At 31.4% G+C, this 17,880-nt stretch carries 17 protein-coding genes and 1 pseudogene; 8 read left to right on the forward strand and 10 right to left on the reverse strand.

The features are described 5' to 3' along the window. Nucleotides 1–3 precede the first annotated feature (3 nt). On the reverse strand, nt 4–1,326 hold the full coding sequence (locus B3R94_RS04190) for a M16 family metallopeptidase (RefSeq protein ID WP_291067150.1): 1,323 nt from the start codon (nt 1,324–1,326) through the stop codon (nt 4–6). A gap of 220 nt (nt 1,327–1,546) precedes the next feature. On the opposite strand from B3R94_RS04190, the gene B3R94_RS04195 reads away from it, so the two are divergent. From B3R94_RS04195 to B3R94_RS04210, 4 genes are all read left to right on the forward strand, one after another. Continuing rightward, a complete protein-coding gene (locus B3R94_RS04195; RefSeq protein ID WP_291067148.1) occupies nt 1,547–2,350 on the forward strand; it encodes a sulfite exporter TauE/SafE family protein in 804 nt (267 codons plus the stop codon). Nucleotides 2,351–2,358: 8 nt separating this feature from the next. Further along, a complete protein-coding gene (locus B3R94_RS04200) occupies nt 2,359–2,946 on the forward strand; it encodes a methyltransferase domain-containing protein (protein WP_291067146.1) in 588 nt (195 codons plus the stop codon). Between the two features lie 137 nt (nt 2,947–3,083). Then, nucleotides 3,084–4,523 (forward strand): MBL fold metallo-hydrolase, encoded by a 1,440-nt coding sequence (locus B3R94_RS04205; protein ID WP_291098895.1) that lies wholly within the window; start codon nt 3,084–3,086, stop codon nt 4,521–4,523. Between the two features lie 78 nt (nt 4,524–4,601). Beyond that, nucleotides 4,602–5,114 (forward strand): hypothetical protein, encoded by a 513-nt coding sequence (locus B3R94_RS04210; RefSeq protein WP_291073389.1) that lies wholly within the window; start codon nt 4,602–4,604, stop codon nt 5,112–5,114. Nucleotides 5,115–5,129: 15 nt separating this feature from the next. On the opposite strand, the gene B3R94_RS04215 is transcribed toward B3R94_RS04210, so the two are convergent. Further along, nucleotides 5,130–6,371, reverse strand: coding sequence for a glycosyltransferase (locus B3R94_RS04215; RefSeq protein WP_291098898.1), 1,242 nt, complete (start codon nt 6,369–6,371; stop codon nt 5,130–5,132). Between the two features lie 98 nt (nt 6,372–6,469). On the opposite strand from B3R94_RS04215, the gene B3R94_RS04220 reads away from it, so the two are divergent. Then, nucleotides 6,470–6,871 carry a hypothetical protein gene (locus B3R94_RS04220; RefSeq protein ID WP_291098901.1) on the forward strand — a complete coding sequence of 134 codons (402 nt, stop codon included), beginning with the start codon at nt 6,470–6,472 and terminating at the stop codon, nt 6,869–6,871. 70 nt (nt 6,872–6,941) lie between these two features. Continuing rightward, nucleotides 6,942–7,523 carry a tRNA-(ms[2]io[6]A)-hydroxylase gene (locus B3R94_RS04225; RefSeq protein ID WP_115001228.1) on the forward strand — a complete coding sequence of 194 codons (582 nt, stop codon included), beginning with the start codon at nt 6,942–6,944 and terminating at the stop codon, nt 7,521–7,523. A 417-nt stretch (nt 7,524–7,940) separates the two neighbouring features. Here B3R94_RS04225 and B3R94_RS04230 read toward each other — a convergent pair whose 3' ends face one another. Further along, nucleotides 7,941–8,534: an MgtC/SapB family protein gene (locus tag B3R94_RS04230; protein WP_291098904.1), complete on the reverse strand. Its 594-nt coding sequence runs from the start codon at nt 8,532–8,534 to the stop codon at nt 7,941–7,943. 106 nt (nt 8,535–8,640) lie between these two features. Here B3R94_RS04230 and B3R94_RS04235 point away from each other — a divergent pair, with 106 nt between their 5' ends. Both B3R94_RS04235 and B3R94_RS04240 read left to right on the forward strand, forming a co-directional pair. Then, nucleotides 8,641–9,672: an LLM class flavin-dependent oxidoreductase gene (locus tag B3R94_RS04235; RefSeq protein WP_125350202.1), complete on the forward strand. Its 1,032-nt coding sequence runs from the start codon at nt 8,641–8,643 to the stop codon at nt 9,670–9,672. 70 nt (nt 9,673–9,742) lie between these two features. Continuing rightward, complete coding sequence (locus B3R94_RS04240; RefSeq protein ID WP_125350203.1) at nt 9,743–10,408, forward strand: DUF2490 domain-containing protein; 666 nt, start codon at nt 9,743–9,745, stop codon at nt 10,406–10,408. 123 nt (nt 10,409–10,531) lie between these two features. Here the strand turns inward: B3R94_RS04240 and B3R94_RS04245 are convergent, their stop codons facing one another. The 7 genes and pseudogenes from B3R94_RS04245 to B3R94_RS04275 all read right to left on the reverse strand — a co-directional run bounded on the left by B3R94_RS04245 (nt 10,532) and on the right by B3R94_RS04275 (nt 17,665). Next, nucleotides 10,532–11,254 carry a hypothetical protein gene (locus B3R94_RS04245; protein ID WP_280062991.1) on the reverse strand — a complete coding sequence of 241 codons (723 nt, stop codon included), beginning with the start codon at nt 11,252–11,254 and terminating at the stop codon, nt 10,532–10,534. Nucleotides 11,255–11,298: 44 nt separating this feature from the next. After that, a pseudogene (locus tag B3R94_RS04250) lies at nt 11,299–12,828 on the reverse strand (ribonucleoside-diphosphate reductase subunit alpha); the annotation flags it as partial. A 79-nt stretch (nt 12,829–12,907) separates the two neighbouring features. Next, a complete protein-coding gene (locus B3R94_RS04255; RefSeq protein WP_038335662.1) occupies nt 12,908–13,867 on the reverse strand; it encodes a ribonucleotide-diphosphate reductase subunit beta in 960 nt (319 codons plus the stop codon). 383 nt (nt 13,868–14,250) lie between these two features. Beyond that, on the reverse strand, nt 14,251–15,813 hold the full coding sequence (gene rny / locus B3R94_RS04260; protein WP_371875740.1) for a ribonuclease Y: 1,563 nt from the start codon (nt 15,811–15,813) through the stop codon (nt 14,251–14,253). Between the two features lie 263 nt (nt 15,814–16,076). Next, the gene (locus B3R94_RS04265) at nt 16,077–16,367 is read right to left on the reverse strand and encodes a cell division protein ZapA (RefSeq protein ID WP_038335658.1); all 291 of its coding nucleotides are present in this window, start codon (nt 16,365–16,367) and stop codon (nt 16,077–16,079) included. 7 nt (nt 16,368–16,374) lie between these two features. Next, entirely contained in the window at nt 16,375–16,719 is a 345-nt protein-coding gene (locus tag B3R94_RS04270; protein ID WP_019975371.1) for a hypothetical protein, read from the reverse strand. Nucleotides 16,720–16,840: 121 nt separating this feature from the next. Next, a complete protein-coding gene (locus B3R94_RS04275; RefSeq protein ID WP_291098907.1) occupies nt 16,841–17,665 on the reverse strand; it encodes a hypothetical protein in 825 nt (274 codons plus the stop codon). Nucleotides 17,666–17,880 lie beyond the last annotated feature (215 nt).

Below are 17,880 nucleotides of genomic sequence, written 5' to 3' on the forward strand. Positions count from 1 at the left end.
TTTTTATTTTGCAGCTTTTTTAGATTCTGGTAAATAATGAATAATTACACGTTGGTTTTTGTTTAGATACTTTTTAGCAACATTGCGAATATCTTCTCTTGTTACAGATTGATAAACCTTCAATTCTTCGTTGATTTTATTTGTATCTCCGCCCAACATATAAGCATCCGCTAAAGCATGTGCAATGTTTTGAACACCCGATTTTGAAGCCACAAAACTATTTTCAATTCCATTTAAGATTTTTTGGTAATCTTCTTCAGAAATCAAATTTGTTTGAACTTTTTCTATATCTTGTTGTAAATCTCCTTCTAATTTATCCAAAGAAACTTCTCCTTGAGGTAAAATTCCGATTGAATAAATTCCGTAATCTTCCATTTGACGATTGAAAGCAAATATTTGTAATGCTTCTTTTTTCTCGTCAACATATTTTTTATATAAAACTGATGATTTTCCACCTGTTAAATAGCTTGATAACATTTCTAATGCATAAGCATCTTTTGATTTGTTATCTGGCGTACGATAATTAATCGCCAATAAAGGAATCTGAATATTTGCATCATATTCTGTTGCACGAATTTCTGATGTAATTGGATCTTCCTTCACAACAGTTTTCACAACATCTTTTCCTCTTGGAATTACACCAAAATATTTCTCAATTAATTTCTTTGCTTCGTCTTTATTAAAATCACCCGCAACAACTAATACAGCATTATTTGGCACATAAAAAGTTTGACTAAAGTGTTTGAAATCGTCTAATTTTGCATTACTCAAATCCTCAAAAGAACCAATTACACTCCAACGGTAAGGATGTTTTTTGAAAACATGAGGATTAACCGCTTCTCCGTACGAAAATTTACCATAAGGTTGATTGTCTAAACGAGAACGTTTTTCTTCTTTTACAACTTCTTTTTGTGTATCGACGCCAATTTGATTGATGATTGGTTGACGCAAACGATCAGATTCCATCCATAATCCTAATTCTAAATTATTTGATGGAAAAGTTTCGTAATAATATGTTCTGTCCGTTGTTGTATTCGCATTGTTAGAACCTCCATGAGAAGAAACAATTTTGAACCATTCACCTCTCTTAATATTCTCTGTTCCTTCAAATAATAAATGCTCAAAAAAGTGTGCAAAACCTGTTTTACCAACTTGCTCATCTTTCGAACCTACGTGATACATAACACCTGTTGTAATAACTGGAGCAGAATTATCTTGATGAAGGATAACATGCAATCCGTTTGCTAGAGTATACTCATCAAATTTTATTTGCTGACCAAATAATGCTGATCCTGCAAATAAGATAGACATAAAAATTTTCTTCATTTAGTATTTTTTAAGTTTTTATCTATTATGCTTATGTAACATTAGTAGCAGTTTTTTTGAAAATGTTACACCAAATTTGCATAATAATTAAAAAAAGTAAAATAATATACGTCTATTGATTTAGTAGGCATTTGTATTAATTTACAACAATATTTCATAATATACCTATAGTAATTGTTGTTGTATTTGCTATAGATTTGTATAAATCGAGAGAAAAAAAATGGATTTTATAGAGTTTTTTGGTTTTGTAGGCGCCTTCTTCATCGGTCTAATTATGGGAGTTCTTGGTGGTGGTGGATCTATTTTAGCCGTTCCTATTTTAGCGTATATTTTTCATTTCGACGAAAAAATTGCTACTGCTTATTCATTATGCATTGTTGGATCGACAGGATTGATTGGAGGAATAAAGCAAGCTTCGCAAAAAATGGTTGATTGGAAAGTTGTTTTTCAATTTGGTTTACCAGCTGTTGTTGGAATTACATTGGTTCGCGCATTTTTAATTCCTGCCTTACCAACTAATTTATTTGCTATAGGCGATTTTATCGTCACACGCCGAATGGCAATGTTTGGTTTATTCGCTATTCTGATGGTTTTCGCCGCTATTTCTATGTTAAAAGGTAAGAAAGATGTAGAAGTTGATCAGAAAAATAATAAGTTAAATCCTGTTTTATTTATTCAAGGATTTTTAATCGGAGGATTAACAGGAATGGTTGGTGCTGGTGGTGGTTTTTTGATTGTTCCAGCATTGATGATGGTTGCAAAATTAGATATGAAAAGAGCTTCGGCAACTTCATTGGTAATTATTGCCATCAATTCACTTATCGGATTTTTTATTGGTGATGCTTTACACATCAAAATTGATTGGAGTTTCTTGAGTGTTTTCATTGGAATTTCTATGGTTGGAATTCTTATCGGAACCTACATCAACAAATTTTTACCAGTACAATTTCTAAAGCGAACATTTGCTATCTTTATTATTTTAATGGCAATTTTTATGTTCATCGAAGAATTTATAATTCAATAATTTAAAGTATGGAACTGAACGAAAATTTTTGGAACGATAAATACACCACAAATCAAACTGGTTGGGATTTAAAAGCTCCTTCTACTCCGCTAAAAGAGTATATCGATCAATTAGAAGATAAAAATATCCGTATTTTGATTCCTGGTTGTGGAAATGCTTACGAAGCAGAATACCTTTTGGAACAAGGTTTTACAAATATTACATTGATTGATATTTCGGAAATTGTAGTTGAAAAAATCAAAGAAAAATTTAAACATAATCCCAATATCAAAGTTCTTCATCAAGATTTTTTTGAGTTAGATGGTGAGTTTGATTTGATTTTAGAGCAAACTTTTTTTTGTGCGTTAGATCCAAAATTACGTCAAAATTATAGCATCAAAATGAATGAACTATTAGCCGAAAACGGAAAATTAGTTGGTGTATTATTTAACAGAGAATTCGGAAATGACACGCCACCTTTTGGAGGTAATAAAACTGAATATCAGACGTATTTCAACGATTATTTTGATTTCAAAGTCATGGAAAATTGTTACAATTCTATTCCGCCAAGAGCAAAAACTGAATTATTTATTAATCTAAAAAAGATTGCCAAATAACCTATGATTTCATTCATAAATTTTAGGCTAACTATCAATCTTATTTGAGTTTAAATAGAAGAAAAGTATCAGAATTCATCCATCAGAGGAAAATTCTAAATTTAAATATTTGTATTTTTACACACTAAATCATTCTTATGAAAATTGAACAAATTTACACCGGATGTCTTGCGCAAGGTGCTTATTATATAGAAAGCAATGGTGAAGTTGCAATTATTGATCCATTGAGAGAAACACAATCTTATATCGATCAAGCGACAAAAGACAATGCAAAAATCAAATACATTTTCGAAACGCATTTTCATGCAGACTTCGTTTCTGGACATGTAGATTTAGCTCAAAAAACTGGTGCTACAATTATTTATGGTCCAACTGCAGAACCAAATTTTGATGCACATATCGCAACTGATGGCGAAGTTTTTTCTTTAGGAAATATAACTATTACAGCTTTGTACACGCCAGGTCACACGATGGAAAGTACAACGTATTTATTGAAAGATGAAAACGGTAAAGATTATGCAATTTTTACAGGAGATACCTTATTTATTGATGATGTTGGTCGTCCAGATTTAGCTCAAAAATTAAATACAGATTTAACACAAGAAAAATTAGCTGGTTATTTATTTGATTCTTTACGAAACAAAATTATGCCTTTGGCTAATGATATTATCGTATATCCTGCACATGGAGCGGGTTCTGCTTGTGGAAAAAACATGAGTAAAGAAACTTTTGATTCGTTAGGACATCAAAAAGAAGTGAATTATGCTTTGAATCCTACTATGACAAAAGAAGAATTTATTACTGAATTAACTTCAGGATTAATGCCTCCTCCATTCTATTTTCCAGAAAATGTGATGATGAATAAATTAGGTGTCGAATCTTTGGATGTTGTGAAAGAACGTGCGAACAAAGCTTTATCTCCAGACGAATTTATTCAAGTTGCGGAAGATACAAATGCTTTAATTTTAGATGTTCGCGATCCGCAAACTTTCGCAGCAGGATTTATTCCAAATTCTATCAATATCGGAATTAGAGGAAATTTTGCACCATGGGTTGGTACATTAATTACAGATATCAAACAACCAATTTTGTTAATTGCAGAAATTGGTGAAGAAGAGGAAGCGGTAACACGTTTGGCTCGTGTCGGATACGACAATGTAATCGGATTTTTGAACAATGGTTTCCAAGCTTGGGTTGAGGCTGAAAAAGATTTCGATGAAATTGTTTCGGTTTCTCCAGAAGAGTTTGTAGAGTTAGTTGATGAAACTGAATTAAAAATTTTGGACGTTCGTAAGCCAGGTGAATACGAAACTTCTCACGTAGAAGGTGCAATTACAGCTCCATTAGATTTCATCAACGAATCAATGAAATTAATCGATCCAGAGGAAACCTATTTAGTACATTGTGCAGGAGGATATCGTTCGATGATTTTCACTTCAATTTTACGCGCTAGTGGTTACGAAAATTTGATTGACGTTGCTGGAGGTTTTGGTAAAATAAAAGAAGTTGAAGGTGTAAAAATTGTAGAAGGAACTTCGCCTTGTCAATCAGGAAATAATTCTTGTTCAACGAAATAAACAATTTATTTTAAAAAATAACGTTATAGCCTTGTGATAAACAAGGCTTTTTTTATATTCGTCATCTAAATTCATCCAATGAAAAAATTGTTATTCATCGCTACTCTTTTTACATGTATTACCGCTTTTGCTCAACAGAAAATACATGGAGCTGAATCGTTTGCGTTAACTATTCCGAAAGATTTTCAGCGTACAGTTGGGTTAAATGATTATGCAACTATTCAGTTTGAAAGTCTTGCTCCAAAGCCGAATTCGTATGGATTTGTGATTTTTGAACACAAAGATGAATTAAAATTGGCAGATTCTAATTTGGATATGATTGATTATACGCTAAATTCTATCGAGCCATATAAAACACAAAAAGGGTTTAATTATATCAAAAAACCTTATGTTGCCTACGAACAGGGATTCAATTATGCTTATACCGAATTTGAAACAAATGATCCCGAATCTGGACATATTTATTTCTTGCAAACTGTAATCGAAACGAAAGAATTTGTCTATCAGATTTTACAATATTGCAGTTTCGAAAATCAAGAAATAATGAAAAGCGATTTTGTCAAAATTGTAAATAGCTTCAAAGTAGAATAATCAACAAAAACCACCCTATTTCGAAAGGTTTTTGTTTTTTTGTTCTATCCAAAGTGACATATATTTTGTACTTTGATGATGATGATGTTGCAAAATTTGACCAATAAAATTTAGATTTCGATGTTGGATTAAATTTTCTTCAATCGATTTAACTTTCTCTAAAAAGTCAGCTTCAAATTTAGTTTTAATGTAATTTTCGTTCAGAATTTTGATTCCATTTTGTTGAGCAATTTCCCACTCTTTCTCATTATTGTAAAGCAAAATAGCTTTCTCCACAAACGCTTCAAAATCATCTTCTACAAAACCATTCCAATCAAAATCATCTTTCATTGCTTCTGCTCCAATCGTAGTCGTAACCGAAGGCGTTCCAGTTTGCATTGCATCAACAAATTTTCCTTTTACACCTGCACCAAAATTAATCGGAGCCAACAAAATTTTGTAATTTGACATCGTTTCTTGCGCATTTTCTGCTCTACTTTTGATCAAAAAACGTTCGGAAGGATTATTCAATTGCAAAACTTTTTGCGTTGCATAAGCGCCATAAATATGTAATTCAGCTTTCGGAAGTTTCTTTCTCAAAATTGGCCAAATTTCTTTTTTTAAGGTCTGAACACAATTAAAATTAGGTTCATGAATAAAATTTCCGATAAACATAAAATGTTCTCTTTCTTCAAAATTTTTCCAAGAATTGATTTTTTCATTTGTAATTTCATTTTCTAAAAAAGGTAAATAATACAAGATTTTTTCATCAATTTTAAATTGATTTTGAAGAATATCCATTTCCTTTTTTGAAATCATCAACGATAAATCACAGCGTAAAATAGAAGCTATTTCTCGTTTTGCTAAATCAGAAAACAATAAATCTTCTGTAAATTCTATTCCTTTTTTAGCTGCTTCTTGTCGCGCATTTCGTAGAAAATGTAAATCTTCTGTGTCCAAAATTTTCAATGCATTTGGACATTCTTTCGAAACGCGCCAACCATATTGTTCTTCAATCATAAAACGATCAAAAAGAACAATTTCAGGATTTAATTCTCTTACAAAATCATCAAAACTATCATCATTTAACTGAATTTCAACTTCTTTTACACCTTTAGAAATCAAATCAAAACTATAATCAGATTTTGAAGCAGCGCACGCAAATGTTATTTCAAATTCAGCTTTTTTGAAACAATCAATTAATTGAATCATTCGAGTTCCTGCCGCAGAAGAAGTTGGTTCTGGCCAAACTTGACCAATGATTAAAAGTTTTTTCATCCCACAAAATTACGCTTTCTGTTTGTTAATCGGAAGATTAAATATTATGCGCCCAATTGGCTTATTTTAATGTAAATTTGTAGCTAAAATTATATAAAATGTCTTATCAAACTGTTTTTGAAGAATTTTTCGAGCAAGTAAAATCAAGTATCAAAGAAGGAACTTTTGCAAAATTGACAATGGCCAAAACTATTGGAGATACTGATCTTAAAAATATATTTGTTCGTTTACATCTTTTAGAAAATAATGAGTACAATTTTGCCTTCACATTTCGTTATAAAACCGAAGAAGTTGAGCAATTTCATAGTGTTGAACAGACTTTTTTAATTTTGAGTTCTTACATCAAAAATCCATTTACAAATGCTTTATTATTTACAACTGAAAAAGATTTGATTTTTAAAGTGAACAAAAAAAATGCAGCAAGTTTGACGGAACAAGCACCAACTTTCAAACATGCTTCGGATGTGATGTTAGAAATGATTGAAAAGAAAACCATTTAGAAAACGATTTTTCACATTCAATCTTTAAACAATATAATTTCGTAAATTTGGACTTAATATTTTTCGAAAAATGCTTGGATTAAAACTTTTGACAGACCCACGTTGGGCTGATATTGCGGAAAGAAATTTAGAAGAAATTTTAACAGACCATGCGTGGTGTGAGCAAAAAGCGGCAACAAATGCGATTACAATGATTGCGTATAATTCTGAACATGACGAATTTATTCAAGAAATGTCAGATATTGCCATCGAAGAAATGCAACATTTCAAAATGGTTGTAGAAATTATCGAGCGTCGTGGATACAAATTAGGTCGCGAGCGTAAAGATGATTACGTTGGTCAGTTGATGAAATTTTGTAAAAAAGATGGTTCTCGTAATATGGCTTTTGTGGATCGTTTATTATTCGCAGCGATGATTGAAGCTAGAAGTTGTGAACGTTTCAGAACATTATCACAAAATATTAATGACGAAGAATTAGCAAAATTTTACTATGATTTGATGGTTTCGGAAGCAAATCATTATACTACTTTCTTAAATTTTGCTCGAAAACTTTCCACTGATGTTGATGTGGACAAACGTTGGAAAGAATGGTTGGATTTTGAAGGAAATTTGATTCAATCTTACGGAAATAAAGAAGCAATACACGGATAGAATTTAGATAATAAAAAAGTGAAATCAAGGTTTGATTTCACTTTTTTTATTCGACATAAATCAATCGACAAGGAACGTCCAAATCTTCCGTCAAATAATAACTACAACACAAGCGATGATAACCATCTGCAATGATTAATTCGTTTGCAGATCGCACCAANNTCCAAAGGAAGTAAACTCAATTTACTCGCTCTGAAAATGTCTTTGGATTTCTTGATAATTGTCTCGGCTTCCGATAATTTATTTGCAAGCGAAACTGCTATTTCAGGTTTAAAAATTAATTCCAAATAATCTTGCGCAGCAGGAAAATCGTGATCTTCTGGTTCATCTAACCAAATATTTTTGTCATCTGTTAGGTTTTTCATTCTAATTAAAATTGATAGGTTTTTATAATTTTATCATCTAATAATTGTTTCATTAACATTTTATGTTGTTTACTTTTACCTCTAACCAAGTTGTAGAGACATTTCCATCTGTAGTATGTTGCTTAGCAACCGAAAATTTTAAATCAAATTTTTTAAATAATGTTTGGCAATATTCATATTCCTCTTTCGACTTTGTCAGAATTGTATAATTTTTAATTTTATGGTAATCATCAATATAATTTTGAAGATAAGTTAATCCAACCAAAATAATCAAAACGATAACACTTCCCAATAAACCTAAATAGACATAACCCGCGCCAATACACATTCCCAACGATGCAGTCGCCCAAATAGTAGTTGCGGTCGTAATCCCTGCAACTTTATTATCGTCCTTAAAAATTACTCCGGCTCCTAAAAATCCAATTCCCGTAATGATATTTGCAGCCAATCGATCAGGATTTCCTACTCCAATTCGGATCGAAAGAATTGTAAACAAACAGGAACCAAAACTAACTAAAATGAATGTTCGTAAACCGGCAGATTTGTTGCGATATTCTCTTTCCGTACCGATCAAAACGCCAATTATAATCGATATACAAATTAAAATCAATTCATTTTGAATCGATTTCGCTAAAAATTCTTCCATAACAGAATATATAACATTAAATATACAAATTTGATCTTTTATTAACTATCCTATATCAATTTAAATCTAAAATTCTATACGTAAATTTGACTAAATCTAAAATAGTATGGAATTAGGAATAGGAATGTTTGGCGATCTACATATTGATCCTAAAACTGGTTATACACAAACTCCTCAACAACGTATGAGTGAGATTATAGAAGAAGTAAAATTAATGGACGAAATTGGATTAGATTTCTTTGGAATTGGAGAACATCATCGTCCTGATTACGCAGTTTCTTCTCCAGAAATTATTTTGGCTGCTTTGTCTACAGTTACAAAAAATATTAAGTTGGGAAGTGCCGTTTCTGTCATCAGTTCTACAGATCCCGTAAAGTTGTATCAAGATTTTGCTAGTGTTGACAATTTATCGAATGGTCGTGCTGAAATTATGGCTGGACGCGGTTCATTCATCGAATCTTTTCCTCTTTTCGGTTATGATTTAAACGATTACGATGCTCTTTTTGATGAAAAACTTCGTTTACTTTTAGATTTAAATAAAAACGAAGTAATCAATTGGCGCGGAAATTTTAGAATGCCAATTATTAATCAAAGTGTTTATCCAAAACCTGTGCAAGAAAAACTACCTATTTGGATTGCTGTTGGCGGAACAAAATCATCAATTGTACGTGCTGCAACATTAGGTTTACCTATTATTTTCGCGATTATTGGAGGCAATCCTGCTGATTTTAACTATCTGTTCGAAATTTATAAACAAGTTTATATCGAAAATGGGCATGACGTAAATAAAATGCAAATTGGTGTTCATATGCATTCTTTTTTTGGAGAGGATAGCGAAAAAGTTGCTGAAGGATATTTTCCAATTTATGGCGCACAAATGAATAGAATTGGAGCAAGTAGAGGTTGGCCAAAATATACAAAACAACAATTTGATTATGGACGTTCTACAAATGGACATTTGATTGTTGGAGACGCTTCTTTGGCGGTTGATCGTATTTTGAAATATCAGGAAATGTTTGGTTTAACTCGTTTTTCTGCTCACATGGATGTTGGAGCGCCAAATCATTTGGATATGATGAAATCTATCGAAATTTTTGGAAAAGATATTTTACCAAAAGTGAAAAAGGTAACAAAATAAATTTAACATATACTGACAAAAGACACGATTCGTTTTCGTGTCTTTTTTTATTTTCGTTAAAATTGAATGAATGAAGAAAATATTAGCCTGTTTTATTGTTTTAGCCAACTTCGGTGTGCAAGCACAAGAAAGTAATTTTAGAACTTGGAATACCTTAAATATCAATCAAAAAATCAATAAAGATTTTAATTTTCAGTCGGATATACAATATCGTTCGTACGAAGATTTAGATCAGTTACAACAACTTTTGATTCGTGGAGGAATTGGTTACAACTTAACCGAAAATAACAATACAGTGTTAGCTGGTTACGCCTACATTCAGAACAGAACACCTACTTCTACCGATGATTATGCACATAGTCACGAGCATCGTTTGTATCAACAATTCAATACAAAACATACTTTACAACGTTTTAATTTTGCCCATCGCTTTCGTGTCGAAGAACGCTTTTTAGAAAATGATACACAATTTAGATTTCGTTATCAATTGACTGCAACTATTCCTCTAAATAATGCCAAATTAATCGAAAACACGTGGTATTTGAAAGCGTATGATGAGATTTTTCTACAAGCTGTAAAAGATAAAACGTTTGATAGAAATCGACTTGGTTTAAGCTTTGGTTACGTTATTTCGCCTACTTTTAGTTTAGAAGCTGGTTACATGTTACAAAGTCTTAAAGCATCTCATACTGATCATTTGATGATTGGATTAACAGTTAATAATCTGATAAAATAGAGTCTTATCTTGGTTAGAATAATTTACACTTGATTATATGAAAGTTAAGCTAAATGGAAAAACAAAAGTAAAATGCACTATTTTTATTGATAAATCAATAACTTTATTAAAATAGCTTACTAATTACTCTATAAAATAAGACCAAGGTATATCAAATCTTCCTCGTCTTTCTGCTACTTTAAGCTTTTCTCCTTCAAAACTTGAGTAATACTTTTTATAATCTACTTTTATCTCTTTTTCTATAAATGTATTGTTCCAATCTTCAATTATTAAATAATAACTACTACCTCCTTTACTATTTTTCTTAATTTTTTTCAAAATCTGAGTTTCATAAATTTGAGGAGTAGATTGATCATACTTACAATTAATGAATATAACAGAATAAATAGAAAATACTTCAATTAATATTATGATAAAAACATTATAAACAAAATTTTTCTTGTTGTAAATCAATATTTTAAATTGATTAAAATAATAGATTATTAAGATTAATAACGCTATAACACTCGAAGGAACCCATACATTTTTATAATCTAAGACATTGTAATCCATAGCGGTTCTAATGATTAATCCAAAACAAGATAACATAAAACCTATAGAAATTGTTGGAAGATTTGGTCTAATTTCAGGCTCAATTGAGATCAAACCTCGATAATATCTAACTAAAATGATGCAAAAAATAGGATAAACAAAAGATAAATAAATTAAAATTTCATTAAAAAACTGAAAAACTAATGTACTCAAACCGAAAATGCATCCAATAATATTAATTAATAAAGCCGTTCTTTTCAACGACTTTAAATCAGTAAATTTTTGTTCAATAATAACTAAATCTAAAAAATTCATAAAATCTAAAAATCCGCTCAATGAGCGGATTTTCTATTTGTANNTTGATCTACATATTTTTGACGAATCGCTGCTTGTTGAACAATTTCTAATTGAGAAATTTCTTTGAATGTTTTGAACACATCTTTTTCCTCTTTTGTCAATTGTTCTAAATGTTGCACAGAGCCACCATTCAACATGATTTCGCGCCAAATATCTTCGTTATCGATTCCTTTTTCTTGTAATAATTTAGTCAAATATTTATTCTTACGCATAAAGTTTCCTTTCGATAAACCTGCTTTGTAATAATTTGAAGCAAACGGCTCAATTCCTGGAGAAGTTTGTCCTAAAATCGCAGAAGAAGACGTAGTTGGTGCAATTGCACAAGTTGTTGTATTACGACGTCCGTAGCCTTTTAAAACCTCTGGTTCACCATAAATACGAGCTAATTCTTCCGAAGCTTTATCTGCTTTAGATTGAATATGCTTGAAAATTTCTGTTGTACGTAATTTCGCTTCCATTCCTTCGAAAGGTATCATGTTGCGTTGTAAATAAGAGTGCCACCCTAATACACCTAAACCTAAAGCACGGTGACGTTTTGCAAAACGATTAGCTGATGCTAAATAATGATTTCCTTCTGTTTTTTCGATGAATTCTTGTAAAACTGCATCTAAAAAGAAAATTGCTAAACGTACTGCCTCAGTATCTTTCCATTCATCGTATAACTCTAAGTTCATAGAAGATAAACAACAAATAAATGATTCATCAGCAGATGAAGGCAACATAATTTCTGAACAAAGATTAGAAGCATTAATTGACATTCCTAAATCTTTGTAAACCTGTGGTTTATTTTTATTTACGTTATCTGTAAAGAATAAATATGGTAATCCTTTTTCTTGACGAGACTCTAAAACTTTCGCCCAAATTTGACGTTTATCCGCATCTCCATCAATCATTTCTTGCATCCAATAATCTGGTACACAAACACCATAAAATAAATTCTGAATTGAACTTCCTATCGATTTAATTTTCAAGAATTCTTCGATATCATCATGGTCAATATCCAAATAAGCCGCAAAAGCTCCACGACGTGTAGAACCTTGAGAAACCACATTCATCGCAGAATTGAACAATTCCATAAACGAAACAGCTCCACTACTTTTTCCGTTATCTGTAATCGCCGCTCCACGCTCACGCAATTCACCAAAATAACCAGAAGTACCACCACCGATTTTAGTTTGCATAATAACTTCTCCTAATTTATGCGTAATTCCTTCAATACTATCTGGAATATGAACATTGAAACAAGAAATTGGTAAACCACGCTCTGTTCCCATATTTGCCCAAATTGGAGATGATAAACTCATCCAACCTCTTTCTATCATTTCTTTGAAAGATTCTTGCAATTCTGGTTTGTATAAACGTTTTGCAGCCGCAGCTGTGATACGATCTATAGCTCCTTCAACTGTTTCCCCTTTCAATAAATAACCTCTATTCAAAATTTGTTCAGATTCAGAGTTTTTCCACCATAATTTTGGTGCTTCACCGTCAAAAAATATATTTTGAATGTCGTCGTGTGGTATTGGATTGTCCATAGCTTTAGAATTTATAATGATGTGATATTGTTAAATAATTTTATTTATAGTTGTGTTTTTGATAAAAAGTTTCGGCGGTTTAAAATAAATCGTCTGCCGAAATACTTTTGTCATGTTTAGTATAATCTACTGGTCTTTTTGCGAAAAAATCGTCTAAACTACTCGCAAAAACTTCTTCCTCAAACCAAGCCATCGGTTTATACTGTTCTTGGGAAATATGAAATATTTTTTTGTATCCAATTTTAGCAATTGCTTCATCAATACGGTATTTCATATAGTTTAATAAATCTGCTTTTGAGTAATAACCAAATTCTCCTTTCTCGAAAATCCAATCTAACATCATTTCTTCTTGGTCAATATAACCACGAACAGCAGTTTCTACCCAATTTTGATCTAATTCCTCTGGTAATAAACCTTCTTCACGAATTTTATTAATCAAATAAATCCCAGCATTTGCGTGAATTTGCTCATCTGTAGATGTCCAAGCAATGATGTTTGCTGTATTTTTCATTAAACCATCAAAACGTGTAAATGCCAAAATATTTGCAAATTTCGAGAATAACGAACTATCTTCGATTACCAATGCAAAGAACAATAATTTCTCTACAATTGATTTGTTCTCGTCACGCATAATTTCTCCAACAAACGTATTATAACTTTTGAAAATTGGATTTTGTAAGGCTACATTAAACTCATCTAAATAACCATTTACCTCCAAAATACGCGAATACGCTTCACTATGTCTAAACTCACATTCTGCAAAAGTAGCACCTAATCCATTCAATTCTGGCTTTGGAAAATAATGATACAAATCTCCCCAGAATCCTTTTACCGTTACCTCTACTTGCGCAATTGATAAAATAGAACGTTTGTGAATTTCGCGTTTCGCATCATCTAAATTGGCATGATAGTCTTGGATATCTGAAGTAAAATCTACTTCTCCGTGTACCCAATATGCTTTTTGGATTGCTTCTGTAAAGGTTAAAATTTCAGGATATTCAAATGGTTTATAATTTACCCTTTTATCAAAAATAGACATAGTTTTTTGGACTTTTTAGATTAATAAACTTTGGTAAAAACGAATTCTTTCATCAAAATAAATGAAGTTGGTTCTTTTATTTTATTTAGAAATTTGAACCTCAATAGGGTTACATTTTCGTTTCAATTACTCATCGATTCTTTCAAAATTAAGATAAGATTTTACAATTAAAAATTTTGTAATCTTAAAAATTAAAAAGGTTATCAACAAGTTGTTAATTATTTGATTATTAATTAATTATTTTTGAATTTTTATTCGTTATAATTTAATAATTTTTATCAAAATAACAACTATAACTTGGATTAATTTTCTATAATTTAACAAAAAAAAATAGGCAAGCCTTGTTGTAGACTTGCCTAAAGAATATGATTAAATTCTAAATTTTATCTTGCAATATTTACTGCACGTGTTTCACGAATTACAGTTACACGAACTTGACCTGGATAAGTCATTTCGTTTTGAATTTTATCCGAAATTAAGAACGATAATTCAGCTGCTTTTGTGTCATCAACTTTATCACTTTCTACAATCACACGCAACTCACGACCAGCTTGAATCGCGTATGCTTTTTCTACACCATCAAAGTTAAGAGCCGTAGCTTCTAAATCTTTCAGACGTTGCATATACGATTCCACAACTTGACGACGAGCCCCTGGACGAGCACCAGAAATTGCATCGGCAACTTGTATAAGTGGCGAAATTAAAGAAGTCATCTCTATTTCATCGTGGTGAGCTCCAATTGCATTAATTACGTCTGGATGTTCTCCATATTTCTCTGCCCATTGCATCCCCAAAATTGCGTGAGGCAATTCAGATTCTTGCTCCGGAACTTTACCAATATCGTGTAATAAACCTGCACGTTTCGCTAACTTAGGATTTAACCCTAATTCTGCAGCCAAGGTTCCTGCCAAATTTGCCACCTCGCGAGAGTGTTGTAACAGGTTTTGACCATAAGAAGAACGATATTTCATTCGTCCAACAATACGAACCAAATCTTTGTGTAAACCGTGAATTCCCAAATCTAAAATTGTTTTCTTACCAACTTCGATAATTTCATCCTCAATTTGTTTTGTTGTTTTTGCCACAACTTCCTCAATACGTGCTGGGTGAATACGCCCATCCGTTACTAAACGGTGCAAAGATAAACGAGCAATTTCACGACGAACAGGATCAAAACATGAAAGAATAATCGCTTCTGGCGTATCATCAACAATCACTTCAACTCCTGTAGCAGCTTCTATTGCACGAATATTACGTCCTTCACGACCAATGATACGTCCTTTGATTTCATCAGATTCAATGTTAAACACAGAAACTGCATTCTCTATCGCTTGCTCTGTTCCGATTCGTTGAATAGAAGAAATCACAATTTTACGCGCTTCATTTTTCGCATCCAATTCAGCCTCTTCCATAATTTCTTGGATATGAGCTTGTGCTTTCGTTCTTGCTTCGTCTTTCAAGACTTCAATCAATTCAGCACGTGCTTCATCAGCAGAATAGTTTGAAATTTTCTCAAGGATTTCTACTTGTTTTTTGTGCATCGTATCCACTTCTTTTTGCTTAATGTTAAGCTTCTCTGTACGTGCTTGTATATTTCCTTTCTCAGATTTAATCTGATCTTTTTGTTTCTGAATTTCTGCTAAGTCCGTTTTGATTCTCTCTTCACGTTCTTTTACTTTAAGCTCAGCATCAGCTACTTTTCTTTCACGTTGATTAACAACTTCTTCGTGTTTAGATTTTAATTCTAAAAATTTTTCTTTGGCTTGAAAAATTTTCTCTTTTTTAATGGCTTCACCATCTTTCTCAGCATCATTAATCAAATTTTGTGCTTTGCGAGTTGCTTCGTCAATCAGTTCTTGATTCTGTTTATCAACTGATTTTTTTGATAAGAAATATCCCACCGCTGCACCTATGATTAATGTAACAATTGCAATAATTATTGTCATAATTGGGTCCATAGATTATGTAATGTTTATATATAAAAAAACCTACATTAGTAAAGTATGTTTTGAGTTAACTCCTGTAAACAGGATTTGAGTTAGTCCGTCAGTCAAGTATCCGCTGTCAAATAAATGAACCTAAAAGGTTGCGGCCCGCTTTCCGAACGGTGTTCACTCGGTAACAAAACTAGTGTTGAGTTAACCAAAATAGCTAGAACTAATGTAGGAATATTGTTTAGTGGACAGTTTCACAACTGTCAGAACTTCTCTTATTTTGCGATTGACTGATCAATCAATTCTAATAACTTCGAAATGCGCTCTGTTGTCATTTCTTCGTTATCTTTCACTTGCTTTTTCAGCTTTGCTTCACGTAAAGCTAACTGAATTGTCACCATTGCAAGCGCGTCTTGTTTGTCAGAAACAGCGTACTTTTGTTCAAATTGTTTCAAAATACCATTTATTTCTTCTGCACAAGAAAGTAACATTTCTTCCTCGTCAGAATTAATCGTCATTGGGTAATGACGTGAAGCAATTTTTATCTCAATTCGTTGAGTTGACATTCTTTTATTAATTATTAGTTTTAATTTGAGCGATGCACGTATCGACTTCTTTTATTAATTTGTTCATTCTTTGCTTCATCATTTGTTTGTACTCCTGATTTCCGCTCATTGCATTAACGACTTTTAATCGTTTTACTTCCTCATTTAAATTTAAGTTATTCGCTTGCGAATCTCTCAATTTATTTTTCAATCGGGCATTTTCTTCTTTTAGAGAATTGATTTCATTTTGCAATTTTTCCAATTCTTGTATCGAGTTTTCAGCGCCCTTCAATATATCTTTATAATTCCCAAGTTGGCCTAAAACACTTAAAACTTTGTTTTCAAGTTCATTAAATTTTACCATTTTTTCCATCTCCTGAGAATTTCAATTATTCTAGCTTCTATTGCAAAAATAGTATTTTTTTACTTCTAATCAATACAAAAACCTAAATATTATCAGTTTTTTCTTATTCATTTGACAAATAGAGATTTACTTATATTTTTTGTTTCGTTTCTCTATTCTTCACTACTTTCACAACATACTTGATACTAAAAAACAAAAACAATACCGAAAGAATAGTTGGCAGAAATTGACAGAAAACAATCAAAATTGATTTGAAATAATACATTCCATCTTTCCAACTTTGTTTTAACTCATATCTTAACTTGATTTCTCTATACGCTTTCAGATCGGTTTGTGGTAAAATATTCGTTACAACTCGTGGTTCTTCTGATAATTGATACGCAATAGTCGCATAAGAAGTCGCATCATTTTTCAACGCTTTGTTGACTTTATTTTCGATTTGTTGCGAAATTTTAACTGCTTTATTGTTTTCATTTTTCAACTCATTTTCATATTTCTCAAAGGTCATTTCTTCATTATTAATCAAAATATAATCGATAATAATTCCTTTTTCTACTGCAAATTTGACATGTTCGCGCAATTTATTTGACGGAACTTTCAATTCAATCAAATAAGAACGTTGAATTTTGTCTATTTTCTTAACGCTTTCTTCAGATAATTCAACTATATCCGAATCTAAAATTTGATTAATCATTTCACTATTCAAAACAAATCCATTCAACGAAATCGCATTTTCTTCGATTTGAACCGCATCTTTCATCGCATCTTTTACTTTCATTTCGATCAACGCATTCGATTTAAAAACCTTCCCTTCTACTTCTAAATTTGCAGCATTAGAAACCGCAACTTCTTCTTTCGCATCAGCAGCCAATTCTGCATTACTTTCTGAACCTTTGTATTCATTACAACTTACGATAGAAACAACTATAAAAAGTGCTAAAATAATTTTTCTCATGATGATGTTTTTTATGTTTGATTTTAAAATTACTTTCATCATTTCTCAATCATTCACTAAAATCCTTTTCTTTTACTTGTTTATTATTTTACAAATACAAAATATTGATAATCATTTATTTAATTTTATTTTACAAAAATTTATCTCCAAATAATTTTCAGAAATTCAAAAGATTAAGGAGGTTTGTAAAAGATTTAGTTTACTTTTAACTGATT

The sequence above is a fragment of the Empedobacter sp. UBA7611 genome (assembly GCF_002484365.1).
Classification (GTDB): domain Bacteria; phylum Bacteroidota; class Bacteroidia; order Flavobacteriales; family Weeksellaceae; genus Empedobacter; species Empedobacter falsenii_B.